Source organism: Streptomyces changchenzhani, assembly GCF_039766235.1.
Lineage (GTDB): Bacteria > Actinomycetota > Actinomycetes > Streptomycetales > Streptomycetaceae > Streptomyces.
Map to the genome: position 1 here is coordinate 75,443 of NZ_JBDHNH010000006.1, position 21,036 is coordinate 96,478.

The 21,036-nt window shown below is 70.2% G+C and carries 18 protein-coding genes and 1 pseudogene; 5 read left to right on the forward strand and 14 right to left on the reverse strand.

The genetic code is table 11. The annotated features are described in order from the left end of the window. Nucleotides 1-5 precede the first annotated feature (5 nt). From ABCR94_RS19830 to ABCR94_RS19845, 4 genes are all read right to left on the reverse strand, one after another. Nucleotides 6-791, reverse strand: a complete 786-nt coding sequence (locus tag ABCR94_RS19830) for an alpha/beta fold hydrolase (protein ID WP_347120848.1) — start codon at nt 789-791, stop codon at nt 6-8. Nucleotides 792-1,034: 243 nt separating this feature from the next. Beyond that, a complete protein-coding gene (locus tag ABCR94_RS19835) occupies nt 1,035-2,063 on the reverse strand; it encodes a hypothetical protein (RefSeq protein WP_347120849.1) in 1,029 nt (342 codons plus the stop codon). A 27-nt stretch (nt 2,064-2,090) separates the two neighbouring features. Further along, nucleotides 2,091-2,942, reverse strand: coding sequence for a caspase family protein (locus tag ABCR94_RS19840; protein ID WP_347120851.1), 852 nt, complete (start codon nt 2,940-2,942; stop codon nt 2,091-2,093). Nucleotides 2,943-2,984: 42 nt separating this feature from the next. Beyond that, nucleotides 2,985-4,616 (reverse strand): amidohydrolase family protein, encoded by a 1,632-nt coding sequence (locus ABCR94_RS19845; RefSeq protein ID WP_347120853.1) that lies wholly within the window; start codon nt 4,614-4,616, stop codon nt 2,985-2,987. 494 nt (nt 4,617-5,110) lie between these two features. Here ABCR94_RS19845 and ABCR94_RS19855 point away from each other — a divergent pair, with 494 nt between their 5' ends. Continuing rightward, nucleotides 5,111-5,815 (forward strand): DUF5995 family protein, encoded by a 705-nt coding sequence (locus ABCR94_RS19855; RefSeq protein ID WP_347120855.1) that lies wholly within the window; start codon nt 5,111-5,113, stop codon nt 5,813-5,815. Between the two features lie 32 nt (nt 5,816-5,847). Here ABCR94_RS19855 and ABCR94_RS19860 read toward each other — a convergent pair whose 3' ends face one another. From ABCR94_RS19860 to ABCR94_RS19875, 4 genes are all read right to left on the reverse strand, one after another. After that, nucleotides 5,848-7,539: a flavin monoamine oxidase family protein gene (locus tag ABCR94_RS19860; RefSeq protein WP_347120857.1), complete on the reverse strand. Its 1,692-nt coding sequence runs from the start codon at nt 7,537-7,539 to the stop codon at nt 5,848-5,850. A gap of 59 nt (nt 7,540-7,598) precedes the next feature. Next, the gene (locus tag ABCR94_RS19865) at nt 7,599-8,396 is read right to left on the reverse strand and encodes a carbon-nitrogen hydrolase family protein (protein ID WP_347120858.1); all 798 of its coding nucleotides are present in this window, start codon (nt 8,394-8,396) and stop codon (nt 7,599-7,601) included. Nucleotides 8,397-8,644: 248 nt separating this feature from the next. Further along, nucleotides 8,645-9,100 (reverse strand): Lrp/AsnC family transcriptional regulator, encoded by a 456-nt coding sequence (locus tag ABCR94_RS19870; RefSeq protein ID WP_283520605.1) that lies wholly within the window; start codon nt 9,098-9,100, stop codon nt 8,645-8,647. 10 nt (nt 9,101-9,110) lie between these two features. Next, the gene (locus ABCR94_RS19875) at nt 9,111-10,577 is read right to left on the reverse strand and encodes an amino acid transporter (RefSeq protein ID WP_347120859.1); all 1,467 of its coding nucleotides are present in this window, start codon (nt 10,575-10,577) and stop codon (nt 9,111-9,113) included. A 476-nt stretch (nt 10,578-11,053) separates the two neighbouring features. Between ABCR94_RS19875 and ABCR94_RS19880 the strand changes: the two genes are divergently transcribed. Continuing rightward, complete coding sequence (locus ABCR94_RS19880) at nt 11,054-12,046, forward strand: GDSL-type esterase/lipase family protein (protein WP_347120860.1); 993 nt, start codon at nt 11,054-11,056, stop codon at nt 12,044-12,046. Nucleotides 12,047-12,151: 105 nt separating this feature from the next. Next, nucleotides 12,152-12,550: an ATP-binding protein gene (locus tag ABCR94_RS19885; protein WP_347120862.1), complete on the forward strand. Its 399-nt coding sequence runs from the start codon at nt 12,152-12,154 to the stop codon at nt 12,548-12,550. Between the two features lie 121 nt (nt 12,551-12,671). Here the strand turns inward: ABCR94_RS19885 and ABCR94_RS19890 are convergent, their stop codons facing one another. The 4 genes from ABCR94_RS19890 to rpe form a co-directional block, all read right to left on the reverse strand. Beyond that, nucleotides 12,672-13,544, reverse strand: a complete 873-nt coding sequence (locus tag ABCR94_RS19890) for a SigB/SigF/SigG family RNA polymerase sigma factor (RefSeq protein ID WP_521977366.1) — start codon at nt 13,542-13,544, stop codon at nt 12,672-12,674. A 188-nt stretch (nt 13,545-13,732) separates the two neighbouring features. Next, the gene (locus ABCR94_RS19895) at nt 13,733-15,175 is read right to left on the reverse strand and encodes a GuaB1 family IMP dehydrogenase-related protein (protein ID WP_347120865.1); all 1,443 of its coding nucleotides are present in this window, start codon (nt 15,173-15,175) and stop codon (nt 13,733-13,735) included. A gap of 216 nt (nt 15,176-15,391) precedes the next feature. Continuing rightward, nucleotides 15,392-16,465, reverse strand: coding sequence for a sugar-binding transcriptional regulator (locus ABCR94_RS19900; RefSeq protein ID WP_347120866.1), 1,074 nt, complete (start codon nt 16,463-16,465; stop codon nt 15,392-15,394). A gap of 95 nt (nt 16,466-16,560) precedes the next feature. Beyond that, a complete protein-coding gene (gene rpe / locus ABCR94_RS19905; protein ID WP_347120868.1) occupies nt 16,561-17,247 on the reverse strand; it encodes a ribulose-phosphate 3-epimerase in 687 nt (228 codons plus the stop codon). 73 nt (nt 17,248-17,320) lie between these two features. Between rpe and ABCR94_RS19910 the strand changes: the two are divergent. Continuing rightward, nucleotides 17,321-17,662, forward strand: a pseudogene (locus tag ABCR94_RS19910) (MMPL family transporter); the annotation flags it as partial. 10 nt (nt 17,663-17,672) lie between these two features. Here the strand turns inward: ABCR94_RS19910 and ABCR94_RS19915 are convergent. Both ABCR94_RS19915 and fmt read right to left on the reverse strand, forming a co-directional pair. After that, complete coding sequence (locus tag ABCR94_RS19915) at nt 17,673-19,157, reverse strand: RsmB/NOP family class I SAM-dependent RNA methyltransferase (RefSeq protein WP_347120869.1); 1,485 nt, start codon at nt 19,155-19,157, stop codon at nt 17,673-17,675. A 37-nt stretch (nt 19,158-19,194) separates the two neighbouring features. Beyond that, nucleotides 19,195-20,139 carry a methionyl-tRNA formyltransferase gene (gene fmt / locus ABCR94_RS19920; RefSeq protein WP_347120871.1) on the reverse strand — a complete coding sequence of 315 codons (945 nt, stop codon included), beginning with the start codon at nt 20,137-20,139 and terminating at the stop codon, nt 19,195-19,197. A 283-nt stretch (nt 20,140-20,422) separates the two neighbouring features. Between fmt and ABCR94_RS19925 the strand changes: the two genes are divergently transcribed. Beyond that, nucleotides 20,423-20,968, forward strand: a complete 546-nt coding sequence (locus tag ABCR94_RS19925) for a hypothetical protein (protein ID WP_347120872.1) — start codon at nt 20,423-20,425, stop codon at nt 20,966-20,968. Nucleotides 20,969-21,036: the final 68 nt, after the last annotated feature.

Below are 21,036 nucleotides of genomic sequence, written 5' to 3' on the forward strand. Positions count from 1 at the left end.
CGCACCTACCCCGTACGCCGGTCGAACAGTCGGCGGATCGGATCAGATACCGGCGGACTTCCCAGGTATTCGCTGATGCCGTGGTGGTTTCCGCTGCCATTGGTCACCAGGAGATCGGTAACGCGGTCCGGCGGCGCGTACTCCGGCCGGAGCGTATGGTCGAGCGCCACCAGGTCCCGCAGATCCGAGGCATTGCGCCAGGCAGCCACCCCGGGCGGAACTGTAAGCGGCTTCGCGAGGTTGTCCTGCACCTCGGTGATCGCCAGCGGCGACCCTACGGTGACGAAGAGTTCGGCCTCCGTCTGCTGCTCGTTGAGCACCTCGTAGGCGACGATGGAGCCGAGGCTGTGGCCGACCACGACGACAGGACCGCCGTCCAATCCGTCCAGCGCCTCTCTGACCACGTCCCGGATCGCCTGCCCGGCACCGCCGAAGAAGTAGGCGTAAACGTCCTTGAATGTGTACTTGACGAGCAGTCGGAACGCCGCCTTGCGGGCGGACCGGGGCAGCGGCAGCGCCTCCAGCGAGGAATCTGCCCAGGGCTCGGAGTCCTCGCCGTCGGCGAGCGTGTCCGCGAGATAGGTCATGTCGCGGAGCCATCCGGCGAGCGCCGCGCCCGCCGCTGTACGGGTGCCGGGCACCCCCTCGGGCTCCGGGCCGGTGGCCTCGTGCCGCGCCTGGGCGAGTTCCTTCGCCACGAATTCCTCCGGCGATTCGACCATAGCGGGGACGGGCGTCTCCCGGGACGACTCCGGCCCACCGTCCAGAGGATCGGGCTCAAAATCGGGCAAGGGAGCCTCGTACCGGAGCGGGGCCCAATACGCCATACGCGAGATGTTGGCCATATCACCGCCGAAAAGAGCCTTGTCCCACTGGGACTTGAGCAGTTCCGAACGGACTTTATTCCCGTTGCCGTGGACGTAAATGATCCTGGGTTGCATAGTGCCTCCCGCGCCACCGCAAAACAAAGGCCACACTCAAGTATTGGTCTGCGGAGAATCGACCGCAACCCGGGTCCGGCCCCGGAGCCCGCATCAGCGCTCCGGCGCATTGCCGTCGGGCGGGGCGGGGTGGTCCGGGATACGTCCGGCCTGTTCCTGCACGCCCAGCTCCCGCATGCGGCGGTGCACCGCTTCGCGCGGGCTCTCAGGCACCGGCGATTCCCCGGAAGGTTCCGCCACGTCTGAGCCGTCCGGGGCGCCCTCGGCCCAGACGCCTTCGGTGACGTCGCCGGAACGCAGACTCGCGATCCGGGACCGCCACCCCTGGGCCCGGGCACTGGTGGATTCCTTGACCTGGCCAGTCAGCACGCGGGCCTCGGAGAACCGCTCGGAGCGCGGGCCGCCGGCGGCGATGCGCTGTGCGGTCCTGGTCCTGGCATCGATGGCGGAACGGAGGCTGCCGATGTGGGCGGTGAGCCGCCCCAGGTCCCGGAATTCCGGCCGGTCGGTGCCGAACCAGATCTGCTGCCACCAATGGTTGCTGACCGGATCGCGCCAGCTCACATACCCGCCGGGCAGAATCCGGCGCGGGCCGTCCAGATGGCCGCCAAAGCTGTAGCGCACGCCGGGCGCGACAATCGGATCGTAGAAATTGAGGGTGAAGAAGTCCGAGACCAGCAGGCCGTTGATCATGTACCCGTACTGGGCGTCCTCCGACGGGTCGGCGACTTCCACCAGGAATTCGACCACCCCCTGGTCCGGCTTCGGGGACTTCCCCGCGACCAGGCGATTTCCCCAGGGATCGCCGAGCATCTCCAGCATCTCGTGGCTGGCGGTCAGCGACCAGCTGTCGCTGTACTGGATCAGGGCGAACGGCTGCCCGTTGTCGTCCATGTGGACGCCGGCCGCGCCGGGCGTGCCGATGTCGTCGCGCACGATCATCGGCCAGTATCCGAGCGGGACGTCGTCGAGCTTGTCGAAGGCGTCCACGGTCGCGGGAATCTGCCAGAGCGGACAGAAGTCACGGGTGGCCTGCTTCTGGAGTGCGGCGGCCACCCGGTTGAGCTGCGAGGGCGTGATCAGCTCCGTCTCGGAGACCAGGGCGAGTTGGGTGACAAGCACGGGGCGGTCCTCACTGCGGGCCAGTCGTCAGATACGGAAGGGCCGCCGCCGGGTGAAGCCGGGGTCCGAGAGGCCGGTGAGGAACAGGTTGGGGGTCTGGTCCGGCGGCATTTCGGCGACGATCGCGCGGTGGAGCGCCCGGTAACTGCCGCGGAACCCACCGCCGTTCCACGTGTTGAGCAGCGTGCCGGTGAAGAGCCCGTTGACCTCTCCGTCGGCGGAAGTCTGGTTGTCCTGGCAGCCGGAGATCAGCAGCACACTGGCCCCGATCTCGCGGCCGTCCTTCGCGGGCCGGGCCGCCTGGATGCCGTCGTAGAGCTTCTGGTCCCGGTGGTAGAGACGGTCCTGGATGTCCCGGGGCAGCGCACGGACGCGCTTCTCCACCTCTTCCGGCCGGCTGGTGCCGAATCGCTGCTCCAGGGCCGCCACGCTGAGGAAGTCGGGGAGCCGCCGCGCCACCGAGCCGCTGTGACAGCTGTCGGAGAGCACGACGATCCGGACGCCCTGCTCGAAGGCGCTGTAGAGCTCGTACAGTTCGTCGTCGATCAGCTGCCGGTCGTAGAGCACCCAGGTTTCGTCGCGGCGGTCCGGCTCATCGCCGTTGGTGTCGGGGACCTGCCCGCCGTGTCCGGAGTAGGTGAGAAACAGCTGGTCGCCGTCGTGAAGCCGGCTCGCCGCGTCGGTGAGCGCGGTGGTGACGGCTTCGGCGGTGGCGTCCCGGGTGAGCAAAGGGGGCTGGACGGTGAAGCCGCTTGCCGCGGCCAGGGCGGCCATGTCGTTGGCGTCCTGTTCGCAGGCGACCAGATCGCCGCTCCAGCCCTCGTACTTGCCGGGGTCGACCGCATTGAGCCCGATGTGAAGGGACAGTCCCTGGGGCATGGTGGCAATCCTTTCCTGTGCTGAATGGATCCTTCGCGTGCCTCACGCCAGCAGGCGCGAGAGCTGGACGCTATAGGTGTCGGGGAGGTTGGCCTCGGCGGCGAGCGCCGCCAGGAAGGCGGGGTCACGGGTGGCGGTCAGGTCGTCGAGGGGGAGGGAGACGAGGCCGTCCGACGAGGTGTCACGGGTACTGATGACGGGTCCGGAGGGTGCGGCGCGAGTCGTACCGCCGTTGGCGTGCAGAGGCAGGCGGGGCCGGAGTTCGGCACCGGTGGGATGTATCTCGTCCAGGGCGAGGTACCAGTTGGGGGTTCCGTCGGCCCGTGCCCGCAACCCGCGTCCGGCCGTACGGGCTTCCCGTCCGGCACGGTCGGGGAGGTCTGCCAACGCTGTCCGAAGCCGTGCGGTGGCTTCGGCGAGGGTGAGACCGGCGACGATGGGGTCGGCGGTGGTCTGGCTCAGGTTGAGAACGCGGTCGCCGGGTGCGTCGCCTGCCGGGTTCTCCAGCGGCGCGCCCGGGGCGAGGCGTTTCATGAGGCGCCGGATGCCGTAGCGGGCGGTTCCCGCGATCACCACCAGGGCTATGTCGGAGTCCTTCGCGTCGACCAGGGCGCTGTACGGGTCCGAGCCGGTGCCCTTGACCGTCAGCAGGTCGGCGCGCATTCCCGCCCGGAGGGTGCCCAGTGCGCGGTCCCACCGGAGGATGGCGGCCGCGTCCCGGGTGGCCATGGCGACCAGATCGCGGTCGGAGAAGACGCCGCCCGCCGCGGCGGAGGCGAGGCGGGCGGCCTTGAGCTCTCCCAGCAGGCCTTTGCTGCCGGATATGGACCAGTCCGAGCCGAGCCCGATGAGCATGCCGGTCCGCTTCGCGGCGGCGATGTCCGCGGTCTGCCCGTAGAGCAGCAGGTTGGAGAGCGGGGACCACACCATCGAGCCGCCGTGTCCGGCGAGAATCCCGAAGTCCGCGCCGGTGAGGCCGGTGCAGTGAATGCCGACGAGATTGTCCGTTATCGCCCACTTACCGGGCTCGAACTCCAGCGCCTGGAAGTGCGCGCGGGCCGCGGCGTCGGTGCCCTCGGCCAAGTGGAGCAGAAGCCGGTGGGGCTGCTGGAGGCGGGTGAGGAACCTGCGCGCGTCGGCGGCCTCCACGTCGGCGATACGTGAGGCGGCCTCGGGCAGCGCCGCGTCGTCGGTCTGCTCCACATTGCGGACGACGCCGCGGTACATGCGGCGGGCGCCCATGTTACTGAAGAGGGCAATGCCCTGGCTGGTGGTGGTGCCGTTGACCAGCGCCTTGGCCTCGACGTAGCGGACGACGGCCGGCATGAGGTCGGGGTCCTCACCGAGGACGGTCATCGGGCCGGTGACGAGCCGGCGGTAGTCCGGGTTGCGACTGCCGCCCCATTGCGAGCGGTTGGAGTACCGCTGAGGCACCTGCCAGAGCTGGAGCACGTCGTACGGCAGGTGGTTGTGCAGCTCTATCAGCCCGGGATAGACCGTGCCGCCGCTGTCGGTGAGCCGGGTGTTCTCGTAGCCCTGCGGGGGCGGGTCACCGGCGGGCCGTACCGCGTCGATGACCCCCGCGTTGACGTAGAGGACGCCGTCTTCCAAGACCTTGTGCCGCGTGTTCATCGTGACGATCCGGCCCCGCAGCGCGAAGCGCGGTTGTTCCACTGGGTCAACCGATAGCGGCACGGCACATCCCTCCGCCTCACTGACGAAGCCTGGCTACCACAAAGGGGCACCACGCACGTACTGACCGAGCGTCGCGCAATTCGTGGCAATATGCCCATTTATCTGATCCAGGAGAGTGACGCCGACCGCGCGGCCGTGGGCGGTGAGCTCCGGCCGGACCGCGCGGGTGCCGGCGGGGTCCCGGGTGCGCGCGATGAGTCCCGCGGTCTCCAGCGCGCGGGCCGGCATCTCAGTCGCCCCCCGCGACCGTCCCGACGGCGGCGACCGCCGAGGCCACCACGACCATGACGCCCCGGCGCCTGGTCCGCCGACGCTCGATACGTTCCGCCCGACGCTGCGCACACATGCCTGGCACCGCGAAAATCCCCCTAAGTCCCCATTCCTCCGGCATTGGCGGCCCTTTCGTTCCCTCGTTCTGGGGAAGACCCCGCCGCCCGCACCGGACTAAAGCCTAGGGCTGGGACGCTGCCCGTATGACGCAGATCGAGCACTTCCCAGCTCAGACCGACCGCACCCGGCCCTCGGTGGACACCGTCGTCGCCCGGATGCGCGCATTCCACTCCCACTGGCCGCCGTCCGACGGCCTCGCGGTCTTCAACGGGGTCTATCTGACGGTCACCGAGGAGATCGACCGGCGCATCGACCGCGGTGTGTTCCCCGACGCCCGCGCCGCCGCCACCCTCGACGTGCTCTTCGCCGAGCGGTATCTGGCAGCCGTCGACGCCTCGGTCGCGGGACGGCGGCCACCGGACTGCTGGCGGCCGTTGATGCAGTACCGGCACCATCCGGGCGTACGTCCCGTGCAGTTCGCGCTCGCCGGGATCAACGCGCACATCGGGCACGATCTGGCGCTGGCCATCGTCGACACCTGCCATGCGCTGGGCTGCCGGCCGACCGATCTGGAGGCCGACTTCGACCGGGTGGGCGACACGCTGGTCGCACTGGAGGAACGTATCCGTGAGGATCTGATGCCGGGACCCGACCTCCTGGAGATCGCCGATCCGCTCACTCATCTGCTCGGCTCATGGAGCCTGGACCGGGCGCGCGACGCCGCCTGGTCCGCCGCCCTGCTGCTCTGGGGATTGCGTGAACTGCCGGAGCTGGCCGATGAGTTCACGCAGCGTATGGACGGCGGAGTGGGGCTCGTCGGGCGCTGCCTGCTGACCCCGGCCGGCTGAGCGCGGCCCGCGCTCAGCCCGCCGACGCGCGCTCAGTCCTCGGGCAGCTCGACCGGGGCGATCTCGTCGTAGAGGTCGCCGGGGCCGGGGTTGGACGCGTCCGTGCCGCCGCCGAGTTGGTGCATCACACCCCATACCGCGTTGAGCGCGGTCTGTACGGCGCCTTCGGCCCAGCCCGCGGTCCACGAGATGTCGTCGCCCGCGAGGAAGATGCCACGCTTGTCCGCGGGCAGCCGGTCCTGCATGAAGTGGGTGAACAGGCGCCGCTGGTAGCGGTAGTGGCCGGGCAGGTTCGCCTTGAACGCGCCCATGAAGTACGGCTCGTTCTCCCAGGAGACGGTGACCGGGTTGCCGATGATGTGACGGCGGATGTCGACCTTCGGGTAGATCTCGCCGAGCGACTTCAGCATGACCTCCATCCGCTCGTTGGCGGACAGCGGCAGCCACTTGAGGCTGTCGTCGCACCAGGTGTACGAGAGGCAGATGGTGGCGGGCTTGTCCGGGCCGTCGTCCAGCAGGTACGTACCGCGGGTCATCCGGTCGGTGAGCGTCATCGACATCACGTCGCGCCCGGTCACCTCGTCCTTGTCCAGCCAGAACGGCCGGTCGACGGGCACGAACAGCTTGGACGACTCCATGTAGTGGGTGCGCTCCATCGCCGTCCAGTGGTCGATCGGGAAGAGCGAGTCGTCGCACGTGATCTTGGAGAGCAGCAGCCAGGACTGGGCGGTGAAGATCGCCGCCTGGTAGGTGCGGATGTCGCCGGAGGCGTCGGTGACGGTGATCCGGTTGCCCGCGGTGCGGTGCAGCCGCGTCACGGCGGGCTTCGGGGCTCCTTCGTGGAGCGACTTCAGCGACGTACCGGCCGGCCAGTGCACGAGCTTCTGCGGCTCGCGCTCCCAGAGCCTGACCGGGAGCTGCTGGCTGCCGCCGACGATGCCGCGGTGGTGGTCGTCCGCCTCGGTGTAGACGACCCGCAGGATCTCCAGAATGGAGTTGGGGAAGTCGGTGTCCCAGCCACCGGTGCCGAAGCCGACCTGGCCGAAGATCTCACGGTGCCGGAAGGACTTGAAGGACTCCGACTCGCAGAGAAAGCCGTAGAAGGTCTGGTTGTCGAGCTTCTCGACGAGCTTCGCCCAGATCTCGCGGATCCGCGGAACATCGCGCTCCCGCATGGCCTGGTTCATGTCGGAGAAGTCCGCGCCCTCTTCCAGACAGGCGTTCCAGGCGTTCATGACGTCGCGGTAGACCTGCGGCAGGTCGTCGACGGTCACGGCGTAGTGCGACTCGCCCTTGAGGTCGACCACGGTCGACGGGGTCTCGGGAGCCAGCGGGTTGGGGAACGCCTTGGTCTCCAGGCCCACCAGGTCGATGTAGTGGTTGAGCGCCGTGGAGGACGGCGGGAAGCGCATCGCGCCCATCTCGGCGGTCAGCGAGGAGTCGCAGCCGTCGAAGCCGACGGTACGCAGCCGGCCGCCTATCTGGTCGGCTTCGTAGACGACGGGCTTGAGGCCCATCTTCATCAGCTCGTACGCGGCGATGATGCCGGACAGGCCGCCGCCGATGACCGCGACCTCCGTGCCGTGCTCGGTCGCCGGGATCTGGCCGAGGCCCGCCGGGTGCGCGAGGAAGTCGTCGTACGCGTACGGGAAGTCCGGCCCGAACATCGTGATCGGCGGCTGCGCTTCGATGTGCTGGACAGCGGTGGGCACCGTGGACGTCATGGGGTACGGACTCCTTGCAGGGCGGAAAGAAGAGAGGGCAGGGCGGGGGCGCGGGAGCGTCAGCCGAGTGACGCGTACAGGCCGGGGCGGCGGTCGCGGAGGTACGGGTTGTTCTCGCGCGAGGCGCGCAGGAACTCGGGGTCGGCGTCGCCGAACACCAGCTCCTCGTGACGGCCGGCGCGAGCGCGGGCCGTGCCGTCGGGGCCCGCGAGGCAGCTCAGCCCGACGAACTCGAACTCGCCCTCGGAGCCGGTCCTGTTGACGTACGCGACGTACATCTGGTTCTCGAAGGCCCGGACGGGTACGACGGACTCGGCGACGAACTGGAACGGGTGCATCTGGGCGGTCGGCACCAGCAGCAGGTCGGTGCCCGCGAGCGCGTGGGCGCGGACGTTCTCCGGGAACTCCACGTCGTAACAGATCATGATGCCCAGGCGCAGGCCGCCGAGCTCGGCCTGGACGACCGGGGTGTCGCCGGGTGTGAACCACTCCTGCTCGAAGCCGCCGAAGAGGTGGGTCTTGCGGTAGTTCGCCAGTCGCGCGCCGTCGGGGCCGATCAGCTGCGCCGCGTTGTAGACCTGCTCGCCCTCGCGCTCCGGGTAGCCGTAGAGCACGGCGAGTCCATGGCGTACGGCGATGTCGGCGACGGCGTCGGCCGCCTCGCCGTCGGCCGCCTCGGCCAGCCGGTGCACGTCCGCCCCGATGGCGTAACCCGTCAGGAACATCTCGGGGCAGACAAGGAGCGCGGCGCCCGCGTCGGCGGCGCGGCCCGCGGCCTCGTCGAGGACCTTGAGGTTCCCGGCGACAGAGCCGGGGCGGCCGGAGCTCTGGAGCAGGGCGGTACGCAGCGGCGGCATGGCAGACCTCGGGCAGGTGGGGCGGGTGGGAGGGAGACGTTATGACGGTACGGGCCGTGCTCATGTACGGACAAGGCATGACTGTTGCAGAGCGACCGTCGATCTGTTGCGCAATAGGGCGCTGTGGCGGCGATTCGTTGCGTGATGACCGAGGGCGACGAGGGTCGCACGGACCGTACGCCAAGAGGTGGACGGTACGGCGTGCCGGTGTACGAGCCTGCGCCGACGCGGGGCTGGCACACCCCTGGTTAGGTGGGCGCGCCCGATGAGTAGCGCCTGAGCAGCGGGGACAGCACCAGTACGGACTTGGTGCGCTCCACGAAGTGCTCGCCCGCGATCCGCTCAAGCACGCGCTCGAAGTGGCGCATGTCGGAGGCGAAGACCTGGACGATCGCGTCCGCGTCACCGGTGACGGTGGAGGCGGACGCGATCTCCGGGTACCGCTTGAGTGCGTGCTCGATCGCCGCGGGCGACGTGTTGCGACTGCAGTAGATCTCGATGAAGCCCTCGGTTTCCCAGCCGAGGGCCACCGGGTCCACCCGTACGGTGAACCCGGTGATCGCTCCGACGGATCGCAGCCGGTCCACCCGGCGTTTCACCGCGGGCGCGGACAGGCCGACGATCGAGCCGATGTCGGCGTAGGAGCGGCGCGCGTCCTCAGCGAGGGCGTGGACGATGCGTTCGTCGAGGTCGTTCAGTCGCACTGCGGGTGGATCACTTCTCTGCGGTGGCCAGACGGGAACGGCGCAAGCCGTAACAGAAGTAGAACACGAGCCCGACGGCCATCCAGCCACCGAAGACCGCCCAGGTGACACCCGGAAGGCTGAACATCATCCAGGCGCAGAACGCGAAGCCCAGGACCGGGGTGACCGGGAACAGCGACACGCGGAAGGTGCGTGCCATGTCGGGCCGCTTATACCTCAGGATGACGACCGCGACATTGACCAGGGCGAACGCGAAGAGCGTGCCGATGCTGGTCGCGTTGGCGAGTTCACCCAGCGGGATGGTGGCGGCGAGGACGCCGCAGAAGAGCGAGACGAGCACCACGTTGGCCTTGGGGGTCCCGGTGCGCGGGTCGATCTTGGCGAAGACCTTGGGGACGAGGCCGTCGCGCGACATCGCGAAGAGGATGCGCGTCTGTCCGTACAGGACGGCGAAGACGACGCTGGCGATGGCGACCACCGCTCCGGCGGCGAGCACGACGCCCCAGAAGCTGTCACCCGTGACGTCCTTCATGATCTGGGCGAGCGCGGCCTCCGTGCCTTCGAAGTCCTGCCACGGCATGGCGCCGACGGCGACCAGGGCGACGAGGCAGTACAGGACGGTGACGATGAGCAGCGACAGCATGATCGCGCGCGGCAGGTCCCGCTTGGGGTTCTTGGCTTCCTCACCCGCGGTGGAGGCCGCGTCGAAGCCGATGTACGAGAAGAACAGGGTGGCCGCGGCCGCGCTGATCCCGGTGACGCCGAGCGGGGCGAGCGGGGTGTAGTTGCCCGCCTTGATGCCCATGAAGCCGATCACGCAAAAGAGCACCAGGGTGGCGATCTTGATCATGACCATGATCGTGTTGATCCGGGCGCTCTCCTTGGCGCCGCCCATCAGGAACACCATGGCGAGCATCACGACAACAAGCGCCGGCAGGTTGATGTAGCCGCCCTCGCCGAGCGGGGCGGACACGGCGTCGGGGATGGTGACGCCGAGCGTCCCGTCGAGCAGCTCGTTGAGGTACTCGCCCCAGCCGACGGCGACGGCCGCGACCGAGACGCCGTACTCAAGCACCAGGCACCAGCCGCAGACCCAGGCGACGAGCTCGCCCATGGTCGCGTACGAGTAGGAGTACGAGGAGCCGGAGACCGGTATGGAACCGGCCAGCTCCGCGTACGAAAGCGCAGAGAAGAGCGCGGTGAGGCCGGCTATGACGAACGAGATCGCGACGGCCGGTCCGGCCAGCGGGGTGGCCTCACCGAGGACGACGAAGATTCCGGTGCCGAGCGTGGCACCGATGCTGATCATGGTCAGCTGCCACATGGTGAGCGAGCGGCGGAGCGAGCCGCCCTCGCCCTGGCCGCTCTCGGAGATGAGCTGCTCGACGGGCTTGCGCCGCATCAGCCGGCTGCCGAGCTGCGGACGCCCGGATTCCGGTTGGGGGGTGGCGGGTGGCGCTGCGCCGTGGTCCAACACTTCTGGTGGCTCCTTATCGCTGCCTATCGGGAAGACGGGCGACCGCGACGGAGGGCTCCGGGCGTGACTGAACAGCCCGGAGCTCGGGAACCGCCGAGCAGGCGGTCCCCGCCACTCCACGTACAGCGTCGAAGCCTACGAGCTGCGAGTTCCCGGCCGTAATGCAGCAACCTTGCGCATCCGCGGCCGATCATTGCGCGCAACCGCGGCAGATGCGTTTTTGTTGCGCATCACCTTTCGAAATCCCTTTTGCCCCCTTGCGGCGGGCGGACACGGATGCGATGCGCATTGACACGTCGTCGCCCCGACCGCGCCACGGGTGTGCCGGCGGTCGTTGAACCGGGCCGCACGGGGTACGAGTCACCACGACCGCACCCGGCGGCGCGGACCCCCCTCGGGTCTCGGCCCTGCTCGACGCGAAGGGCGGTGCGTGACGTTCCCGTATCCGACCCGTGCCCGACCGCCGGAGGCGAATGATGACATGGCTCGATCCGCAGCCCTTCCTGCGCGGAGTGGCCTGGCGCGGCGACGGGGGACGCGTGGTGCGCGCGGACCCGGCCGATCTGGACCGGCTGCCGTGGGACACCGTGCAGCGGGCGGGCCTGCCCATAGGCGTGCGGCTGGAGTTCACCGCCCACGACGCCGCGGCGATCGAGATCCGTTACCGCGCCACGGTGCCGGCGCCCAACGAGGCACTGCACGACCTCGCCCATGTCTTCGCGCTCTGGGACAGCGATGAACTCCTGTCGGAGTCCTTCACCGACCCGGCGCAGGAGGCGGTCGTACGTATCGGCCTGCCCTCCTCGGACGGCCCCTTTATCGTCCATCCGCCGGAGGGCCGGTCCCCGGTGATCCTCGGCGTCCGCGCCGTCGGCGGCTCGGTCGCCCCCGCGCCGGACCGGCCGCGCTGGCTGGTGCACGGCGACTCCATCACGGAGGGCTGGTGGTCCACGCGTCCCGCGCACGCCTGGCCCGCCACGGCCGGCCGGGCGCTGGGCCTGGACGCCGTCAACCTCGGCTACGCGGGCGCCGGGCGCGGCGAGCTCGCCATCGCGGAGCAGCTCGCTTCGCTCCCCGCCGATCTGCTGACCCTGGCGTTCGGCACCAACTGCTGGTCCCGCCCCCCGTTCTCGGCGCCCCTGCTGCACGAGACGGTACGGGCCTTCATCGGCCTCGTACGCAAGGGGCATCCGCGCACTCCCCTGCTGGTCCTCTCCCCCGTGCTGCGCCCCGAAGCCGAACGGAGCGCGAACGCGCTGGGCGCGACCTTGGCCGATCTCCGCACCGCGCTGGAGGGCGCGGTCCAGGACCTCGTCGCGGCGGGTGACACACGACTGGCCCTGCTGCCGGGCCTCGACGTACTGGGCCCGGAGCACCTGGCGGACGGCCTCCACCCCAACGACGCGGGCCATGGAGTCCTGGCCGACGCGGTCGCCGACGCGCTGCGGAAGGCGCACTTCATGCCGTAGCGACGGCCGTCCGGAACAACGATCGGGCCATGCGTTCGCCCACGGCGTGACCACCTACGGGACAGGGGGTCATGAATCCGCCAAGGGCGGGTATAGGAGCCGTTGATGACTGAGGACCCGTACATGGTTGTCCTGGATTCGCCGCAGACGAACAGTGCGACGGCCAGAGAGGCCGCCGCCGCGTATCTGGCCCAGAACTGCCCCTGGGCCGACTTCGACGCTGTGCTGCTCGTCATCACCGAACTGGTCGCCAACGCGGTACGGCACACCTCCGGCTGGTGGCGGCTGCGGATGCACGCCGGCCGGGAAGGGCTGGTGGTCGAGATGGACGACTCCAGCGCCCAGGTGCCGGTGGCCCGCGAACCGGACTTCTCCGGGGGCGGCGGGTTCGGCTGGCCCATGGTGCTCAAACTGGCGGGGCGGGTCGAGGTCCGGTCCCTGCCCGAGGGCAAGCAGGTACGGGCGATCTGGCCGAGGCCGGTCCAGGCCTCCCCGGCCTTCTGAAGCCGGTCTGCGTACGGTACGTGAGGCGTGCACGGGTGCCACGCACTGCGGTGCCCCCTCCGTCACCGGAAGAGACACCGCCCATATCACTCACGTGCATCACTGGCTGTGCGCCGTACGGTCACTCCTGCGCGAGAAGCCCCGTCCGCAACCGCGATGTGATGCGCGACAGCAGCCTGGACACCTGCATCTGGGACACACCCAGCTCGGCGCCGATCTGCGACTGCGTCATCTCCGCGCCGTAGCGCATGCTCAGGATCCAGCGGTCGCGCTCACCGAGCTCTTCGAGCAGCGGCTTGAGGGCCTGGACGTTCTCGACGATCTCCAGTTCGGCGTCCGTCTCGCCCAGCCGGTCGGCAAGGGTCGCGGAGCCCGGGTTCCCGGATTCGTCGAGCGGCATGTCGATGGAGCCCGCCGTGTAACCGTTGGAGGCGACCATCCCCTCCACGATCTGGTCCTCTTCCATCCCGAGATGCACGGCCAGTTCGGCGGTGGTCGGTGTCCGGTCGAGCTCCTGGAACAGCAGATCGTTCGCCCTGGCCAGGTCGATCCGCAGCTCCTGCAGCCTGCGCGGCACATGGACGGACCAACTGGTGTCCCGGAAGAAGCGCTTGATCTCGCCGATGATGCACGGCATCGCGAAGGTGGCGAACCCGACCTCGCGGGTCAGCTCGAACCGGTCGATGGCCTTGATCAGACCGATCGTGCCGACCTGGACGATGTCCTCCATCTGGTCGGACCGGTTACGGAAGCGCGTCGCGGCGAACTTCACCAGCGCCAGGTTGAGCTCGATCAGCGTGTTGCGTGCGTACTGGTACTCATGGGTGCCTTCTTCCAAGGTCGCCAGCCGCTCGAAGAATATCTTCGAGAGTTCTCGCGCGTCCTTGGGGGCCACCTCCGCCGGATTCTCCACGTACGGAAGTTCCAGCTCCGCCACATCGGATGTCGTTGTTCCGTGGGCGAGTCCGGTCGGGACTGCAGTCGCCATGGACACGATTTCCTCCCTTGGTGCTCCGGTGTCAGCGCAAATGGCCTGGTACCCGGAAGGTGGGAAGTCATTCATCGCTGTCCGTAAAATGTCGACAACGAGCCCCCCCCTCGCCCCGGCATTGGCCCGGACACACCACGGCCGGTCCCCGCATCACGTGCGGTAACCGGCCGGGTTCAACGAGTGGTGGCGCCTTAACTCCAGCTGGCGTGCAGCGGCTTGCCCTCGGCGTAACCGGCGGCGCTCTGCACGCCGACGATCGCCTTCTCGGCGAACTCCTCCAGCGAGTTCGCCCCGGCGTACGTGCAGGACGAGCGGACGCCCGCGATGATCGAGTCGATCAGGTCCTCGACACCCGGGCGGGTCGGGTCGAGGAACATCCGGGAGGTGGAGATGCCCTCCTCGAACAGCGCCTTGCGGGCGCGGTCGTACGCCGACTCCTCGCTCGTACGGTTGCGTACGGCGCGGGCGGACGCCATGCCGAACGACTCCTTGTAGAAGCGGCCGTCGGCGGACTGCTGGAGGTCACCGGGCGACTCGTACGTACCGGCGAACCAGGAGCCGACCATCACGTTGGACGCGCCCGCGGCGAGCGCCATCGCGACGTCGCGCGGGTGGCGGACACCGCCGTCGGCCCAGACGTGCTTGTTGAACTTCTTCGCCTCGGCGGCGCACTCCATGACCGCCGAGAACTGCGGGCGGCCCACGCCGGTCATCATGCGCGTGGTGCACATGGCGCCGGGGCCCACACCGACCTTGATGATGTCCGCGCCGGCCTCGATGAGGTCGCGCACACCCTCGGCGGCGACGATGTTGCCCGCGACGATCGGAACCTGCGGGTCGAGCGCCCGCACGGCCTTGACCGCGGCGAGCATCGACTCCTGGTGGCCGTGCGCCGTGTCGACGACGAGCGTGTCCACGCCTGCGGCGAGGAGCTGCCTGGCCTTGCCCGCGACGTCGCCGTTGATGCCGACGGCCGCGGCGATGCGCAGCTTGCCGTCCACGTCGGTAGCAGGCGTGTAGAGGGTCGCGCGCAGCGCGCCCTTGCGGGTCAGGACGCCGGCGAGCCGGCCGTCCTTGGTGACCGCGGGCGCGTACTTGCGGTTGGCGCCGTCGAGCCGGTTGAAGGCCTCGCGCGGGTCGATGTCGGCGTCGAGGAGGACGAGGTCCCTGGACATGACCTCGGACAGCTGGGTGAAGCGGTCGACACCGGTCAGGTCGTGGTCGGTGACGACACCGACGGGACGGTTCTCGGCGTCTACGACGACGCCCGCGCCGTGTGCCCGCTTGGGCAGCAGGGACAGGGCGTCGGCGACGGTCTGCGAGGGCGACAGCATGATCGGGGTGTCGAGCACCAGATGGCGCGTCTTCACCCAGGAGATGACCTCGGTGACGACCTCGATCGGGATGTCCTGGGGGATGACGACGAGCCCGCCGCGGCGGGCCACGGTCTCGGCCATCCTGCGGCCCGCGATCGCGGTCATGTTCGCGACGACGAGGGGGATAGTGGTGCCGGTGCCGTCCGGGGCCGCAAGGTCGACGCCTTGGCGGGAGCCGACGGCCGAGCGGCTCGGCACCATGAATACGTCGTCGTACGTCAGGTCGTACGGCGGCTTCAGGTCGTTGAGGAAACGCATTCTAGCTCTCTCACCTGCGGTTTTTCGGAATGGGCGGGTGGGAAGCCAGCACGGCCCAACACTGGATCAGCGTCGGTTCCGCCTGCGGTTCCTAGACCATCATCACCGACAGCACCGGCAAGTGGCGAACCGGCGGTCCGTTTTGTGAATGTTCATCCAAGCCGCCGGTGCTCGCCTTGTCTGTTCCACCAGCTCATCGAAAAGCCTGCCCGCGGGTCAGTCGTCCGGGTCGGCCCGGTTCAGCGCGGGCCGCGGGCCGGGCGCCGTCTCGTTCAGCAGGAAGTCCGCCGCCGCGGTGTCGGTGACGAGGCTGGTGACCAGACCCGACCGCAGTACGGCGTCGATGGCGGCGGCCTTGCGCAGTCCGCCCGCGATCGCCACCACCTCGGGGACCCGCCGCAGGCGGTCCGCCTCGACGGTGATGCACCGCTCCCCCAGGTCGCGCCCGACCCGGCGGCCCTGCGCGTCGAAGAGGTGCGCGGACATCTCGGCGGCGACGCCCAGCGAGGCGTAGTGCGCGCGCTCCTCGTCGCTGAGCATGTCGTGGACGGTGGAGATGCCCGGCTCCCAGGAGCCGATGGAGACGGCGGCGACGGTCACCTTGTCGAAGTACTCGAAGGCGCGGGCGATGCCGGTCTGGTTGCGCAGCGCGGCGGCGGTGGCCGGGTCGGGCAGCAGCATCGGCGCGTAGATCGGGTGCGCCTCACCGCCGGAGACCTGGGCCGCACGCCGTACCGCCTCGACCGAGCCGCGCTCCGCGGTGCCCGCGTCGTACACACCGGTGAGCTGGACGACGGTGCACGGCGGCAGCTGATGCAGGGCCGCCGCCATATGGATGGTGGACCGGCCCCAGGCCAGGCCCAGCACGTCGCCCTCGGTCACCAGCTCGCCGAGCAGGTCGGCCGCGACCTGGCCCAGGTTCTCCGGGTCGGTGAGGGTGCTGCCGGGGAATGAGGCGGGGGCGTCCGGTGCGGCGTCCGCGGGGGATTCGACGACGACCGCGTGCCGCAGGCCGTAGCGGGCGCGCAGGGCGTCGGAGCGCTCCGCGTCCAGCTCGGCGGGCACCCGGATTTCGATCCGTACGAGATCGCGCTCAAGGGCCGTCTCCAGGACGCGGGCCACCTTGAAGCGGCTGACGCCGAATTCCTCGGCGATCTGGATCTTGGATTTGCCCTCAAGGTAGAAGCGGCGGGCCATGGCCGCCGCCTGCACCAGCTCAGCGGGTCCCATCCGCGGGACTGACCGACCCGCCGACATTGCAGACACCGCGATCTCCTCACTGCTGTTCACACTCTGGGCTGTTCACACTCTGGACTTGCGGTTCATCCTGTCAGATCCCCGCGCCCTTGATCTGCCCCGAAGGGCGCCGTTCACCGAGGCGTGGCTCAGTGGTTGCATGCCCAGGACGCCGCGGCGGTGGCTTCGGTCGCCTGGTTGCGCAGCATGCGCACGGCCGCGGCGGGGTCGTCGGTGCCGTACACGGCGGAGCCGGCGACGAAGACATCCGCGCCCGCCTCGGCGCAGCGTTCGATGGTCGAGGCCGAGACGCCGCCGTCGACCTGGAGCCACAGCTCAAGACCGTGCTTGGCGATCAGCTGACGGGTCCGGCGGATCTTCGGCAGCATGATGTCCAGGAAGGGCTGGCCGCCGAACCCCGGCTCCACGGTCATGATCAGCAGCATGTCGAGCTCGGGGAGCAGGTCCTCGTACGGCTCGATGGGCGTGGCCGGCTTGAGCGCCATGGAGGCGCGGGCGCCCTTGGCGCGGATCTCGCGGGCCGTGCGCACGGGCGCGGCGGCGGCCTCGGCGTGGAAGGTGACCGATCCGGCCCCCGCCTCGACGTACTGCGGGGCCCAGCGATCGGCGTCCTCGATCATCAGGTGGCAGTCCAGCGGGATGTCCGTCGCCCTGCTGAGGGATTCCACGATCGGGACGCCCAGCGTCAGGTTGGGCACGAAGTGGTTGTCCATCACGTCGATATGCAGCCAGTCGGCGCCCTCGACGGCCTTCGCCTCTTCGGCGAGCCGGGAGAAGTCTGCGGACAGGATGCTCGGATTGATCTGCGCGGCCATGCCCCAAGCCTGCCATGTCCCGCGGCAGTTCCCACCCTCGGTACGGACCAAAGGGCCCCGGGATCAAGGCGAGGGCATCGACTACAACATCTTCCTGTCCACCCGGATCCGTGAGGAAGCGAGCCGCGCGGGAAGCGCGGGGACCAGGCAGGGCGTGCTGACCGGCCTCGCGGCGACGGGCGCGGTGATCACCTCGGCGGGCCCGGTCCTGGCGGGCACCTTCGCCGTCCTGGGCACCCTGCCGATGGTGGCCTTCGCGGAGATCGGTTTCGCGGTCGCGCTTGGCGTGCTCCTGGACACCTTCGTCGTACGGTCCGTGCTGGTCACGTCGCTGTTCCTGGACCTGGGACGGAAGGTGTGGTGGCCGCACCGGCTCGCCCGTGAGGACGAGCCGGCGACGGGCCGGCCGGACAGAGAGCCCGCCGTCAGGCGGTACGCCTCAGCAGCGCCAGGTACATGGCGTCGGTCCCGTGCAGATGCGGCCACAGCTGTACGTCGGGCCCGTCGCCAAGTCCCGGCACGCTCTGCATCAGCGGTCTGGCGTCGATCCACTCCGCCTCGATCGTCTGCTGCCCGCCGTGCCCCTTGAGTACGTCGTCGACGACGACCCGGGTCTCGGCGAGGTGCGGTGAACAGGTGGCGTACGCGACGACCCCGCCGACCCGTACCGCCGTGAACGCCTCACGCAGCAGGGCGCGCTGAAGCGGCGCGAAGCCCTCCAGGTCCTCGGCCTTGCGCCGCCAGCGCGACTCGGGCCTGCGCCGCAGCGCGCCGAGACCGGAGCAGGGGACGTCGACCAGGACGCGGTCGAAGATGCCGGGGAGCCACGGCGGGCGGGTGCCGTCGGCGGCGATGACCTGGTACGGGCCGGGGTTGCCCGCCAGCGACCGCTCGACGAGCCGGGCGCGGTGCGGGAGCTTCTCGGAGGCCAGCAGGGCGGCGCCGCGCTCGGCGGCCAGCGCGGCCAGCAGGGCGGCCTTGCCGCCGGGGCCTGCGCAGATGTCGAGCCAGTGGGTGTCGGGGCCCTCCAGCGGCGCCTCGGCCAGCGCGAGCGCGACGAGCTGACTGCCCTCGTCCTGGACGCCGGCGCGGCCCTCCTGCACGGCCGTGATGGCCCCGGGCTCGCCGCCCTCGGCCAGCCGCACGGCATACGGCGACCAGCGGCCGGGCAGCCCGGAGTCCTCCCCCAGTGCTTCGAGGAGTTCCTTGGGGGTGGAGCGGCCGGGGCGGGCGACGAGCGTCACCTCGGGCCGCTCGTTGTCCGCCTCCAGAAGGTCCTCCAGGCCGGCCCGGCCGCCGCCCAGCGCGTCCCAGAGCGCGGCGACGATCCAGCGCGGGTGGGAGTGGACCACGGCGAGGTGTGCCTCGGCGTCGTCGTCGTACGGGGGCGCGACCTGGGCCACCCAGGCTTCGAGGTCCTGCGCGGCGATCTTGCGCAGCACCGCGTTGACGAACTTCGCCCGCCCCTCACCGAGCACCACGCGCGCCAGCTCCACGCTCGCGGAGACGGCGGCGTGGGTGGGGATGCGGGTACTGAGCAGCTGGTGCGCGCCGAGCGCCAGCACATCGAGGACCGGCGGGTCCACTTCGCGCAGCGGACGGTCGATGCAGGCCGCGATGACCGCGTCGTACGTGCCCTGGCGGCGCAGCGTCCCGTAGACCAGCTCGGTCGCGAGGGCCGCGTCGCGGTCGTCGAAGTCGCCCTTGGCGCGGGCCTTCTTGAGCAGCGGCGGCAGGGCGAGGTTCGCGTACGCGTCGCGCTCGTCGACCGCGCGCATCGCCTCGAAGGCGAGAAAGCGGACCGGGTCCTTCTTCGGACGCCGGTGCGGTTTGTGCGGTCGCTTGGCGGGACTGCCGGGGCTACTGGGACTGCCGGGGCCGCTGGAACTGCTGGGAGGCTGGGCGTTCACGTAAAAGGTGCTCCGCTTGAATGGGGGACGATCCCTCTCAGCGTACGTCCGCCACGCCGAGGCGCTCGCCCGGGGCGATCCGCACACCACGCGCCCAGTCGGCGGCGAGCATCGGCTTCTTGCCCTGCGGCTGGACCCAGAGGAGCTCCACGGCGTGCGATCCGGTGCCGACGTACACATTCTTCTTGGCCGCGGCGAGCTCGCCGGGGGCCAGGCCCTGGTGGTCGGGCACCGGCTTCGCGGCGACCAGCTTGAGCCGCTCGCCGCGGAAGACCGTCCACGCACCGGGCGCCGGCGTGCAGCCGCGCACCACGCGGTCGACGCGCAGCGCGGGCGCCGTCCAGTCCACCCGCGCGTCATCGACAGTGATCTTCGGCGCGAGGGACAGGCCGTCCGGGGACTGCGGCACGGCGTGCAGGGTGCCGTCCTCGATGCCGTCCATGGTGGCGACCAGCAGCCCGGATCCTGCGAAGGCGAGGCGGGTCAGCAGATCGCCGCTGGTGTCCGTGGGCCGCACCTGCTCAGTGAGCACGCCGTACACGGGTCCGGAGTCCAGGCCTTCCTCGATGAGGAACGTCGAAGCGCCCGTGACCTCGTCGCCCGCGAGGATCGCGTGCTGCACGGGGGCGGCGCCGCGCCAGGCGGGCAGCAGCGAGAAGTGCAGGTTGACCCAGCCCCGGGCGGGGACCGCGAGGGCGGTCTTGGGGAGCAGCGCGCCGTACGCGACGACGGGGCAGCAGTCGGGGGCGATCTCGCGCAGCCGCGCCAGGAAGTCCTCGTCGCGCGGCTTGGCGGGCTTGAGCACCTCGATCCCGGCCTCCTCGGCGCGCTCGGCGACGGGGCTGGCGACCAGCCTGCGGCCGCGCCCCGCGGGGGCGTCGGGCCGGGTGACGACGGCGGCCACCTCGTGCCGGTCGGAAGCGATCAGGGCGTCCAGGGCGGGGACGGCGACCTCGGGGGTGCCTGCGAAGACGAGCTTCATCGGTGGCGCGAGCCTCTCGGTCGGGAAGGTCGGGACGGTGCGGAGCCGGGTGCGCGATCGGGCGTGGAATTCGGGCGCGGATTCAAGAGGCGCACCAGTCTAGGGGCCTGCGCGGGCCTCGGCACCGGGGGGCGTACGCGCCTTCGCGCGCCCCACCCGAATACGGACACGCCCCCGCAGCGTGACCCAGACACCCAGTGACGCGTTGGTCAAGAGAGATTGACCAGAACGGGCCGCACATGCGGCCCGATCCTTATTCCACGCCGGTTCGAGAGGCTTGTTCATGGCCGACCACGCCACCCACGACGCCCAAGCGCGGGCCAGCCTGCATCTGTTGGTACGGGACATCGAGCGGGTCCGCAGGCAGGTGGACGCGCTGCGCACCCTCACCGCGCAGCTCGGCAACGTCTACCGCCCGCGCCGCTCCGGCCCTTCCGCGGGCTTCGTCGTCTACGGCAGGGCACCCGCCCCGACCGTCCGCCTCGCACAGGAGCTGCGGGACAGTGTCGAGACCCTGGTGACAGCCGCCGTGGACTTCGACCGTTCGCTCGGCTTCTCGTGGGACGCGGTCGGCTCCGCACTCGGGGTCACCAAGCAGGCGGTGCACCGACGCTACGGCGCACGCCGCACTGCCCAGCCCGGTATCCCCGTCGACGCCGAGCTCAACACGGAGCCGACATTGCCCGCCGCGACACGCACACTGCCGGTCCCGCCGGGCCTGCCCGCCGTACCCGCCGCCCGCTCCATGCCGCCGCAGCCGACGGCGAGCAGCCAGTCGATGCGCGAGGAGGCACGCCCCAGCGCCTTCCCGGGCCCCCGCAACGGCTGACCCGACTCCCCCGGCCGTCCCGCCGTACGAAACCCACGTACAACGGGACGGCCAAGGCCGGCCCGGAC

Bases quoted from the DNA above. Each gene is read 5' to 3' on its own strand.
- fmt (WP_347120871.1), bottom strand. From the start codon at position 20,139: ATGAAGCTCGTCTTCGCAGGCACCCCCGAGGTCGCCGTCCCCGCCCTG.
- ABCR94_RS19855 (WP_347120855.1), top strand. From the start codon at position 5,111: ATGACGCAGATCGAGCACTTCCCAGCTCAGACCGACCGCACCCGGCCC.
- ABCR94_RS19895 (WP_347120865.1), bottom strand. From the start codon at position 15,175: ATGCGTTTCCTCAACGACCTGAAGCCGCCGTACGACCTGACGTACGAC.
- rpe (WP_347120868.1), bottom strand. From the start codon at position 17,247: ATGGCCGCGCAGATCAATCCGAGCATCCTGTCCGCAGACTTCTCCCGG.
- ABCR94_RS19925 (WP_347120872.1), top strand. From the start codon at position 20,423: ATGGCCGACCACGCCACCCACGACGCCCAAGCGCGGGCCAGCCTGCAT.
- ABCR94_RS19860 (WP_347120857.1), bottom strand. From the start codon at position 7,539: ATGACGTCCACGGTGCCCACCGCTGTCCAGCACATCGAAGCGCAGCCG.
- ABCR94_RS19880 (WP_347120860.1), top strand. From the start codon at position 11,054: ATGACATGGCTCGATCCGCAGCCCTTCCTGCGCGGAGTGGCCTGGCGC.
- ABCR94_RS19865 (WP_347120858.1), bottom strand. From the start codon at position 8,396: ATGCCGCCGCTGCGTACCGCCCTGCTCCAGAGCTCCGGCCGCCCCGGC.
- ABCR94_RS19840 (WP_347120851.1), bottom strand. From the start codon at position 2,942: ATGCCCCAGGGACTGTCCCTTCACATCGGGCTCAATGCGGTCGACCCC.
- ABCR94_RS19885 (WP_347120862.1), top strand. From the start codon at position 12,152: ATGACTGAGGACCCGTACATGGTTGTCCTGGATTCGCCGCAGACGAAC.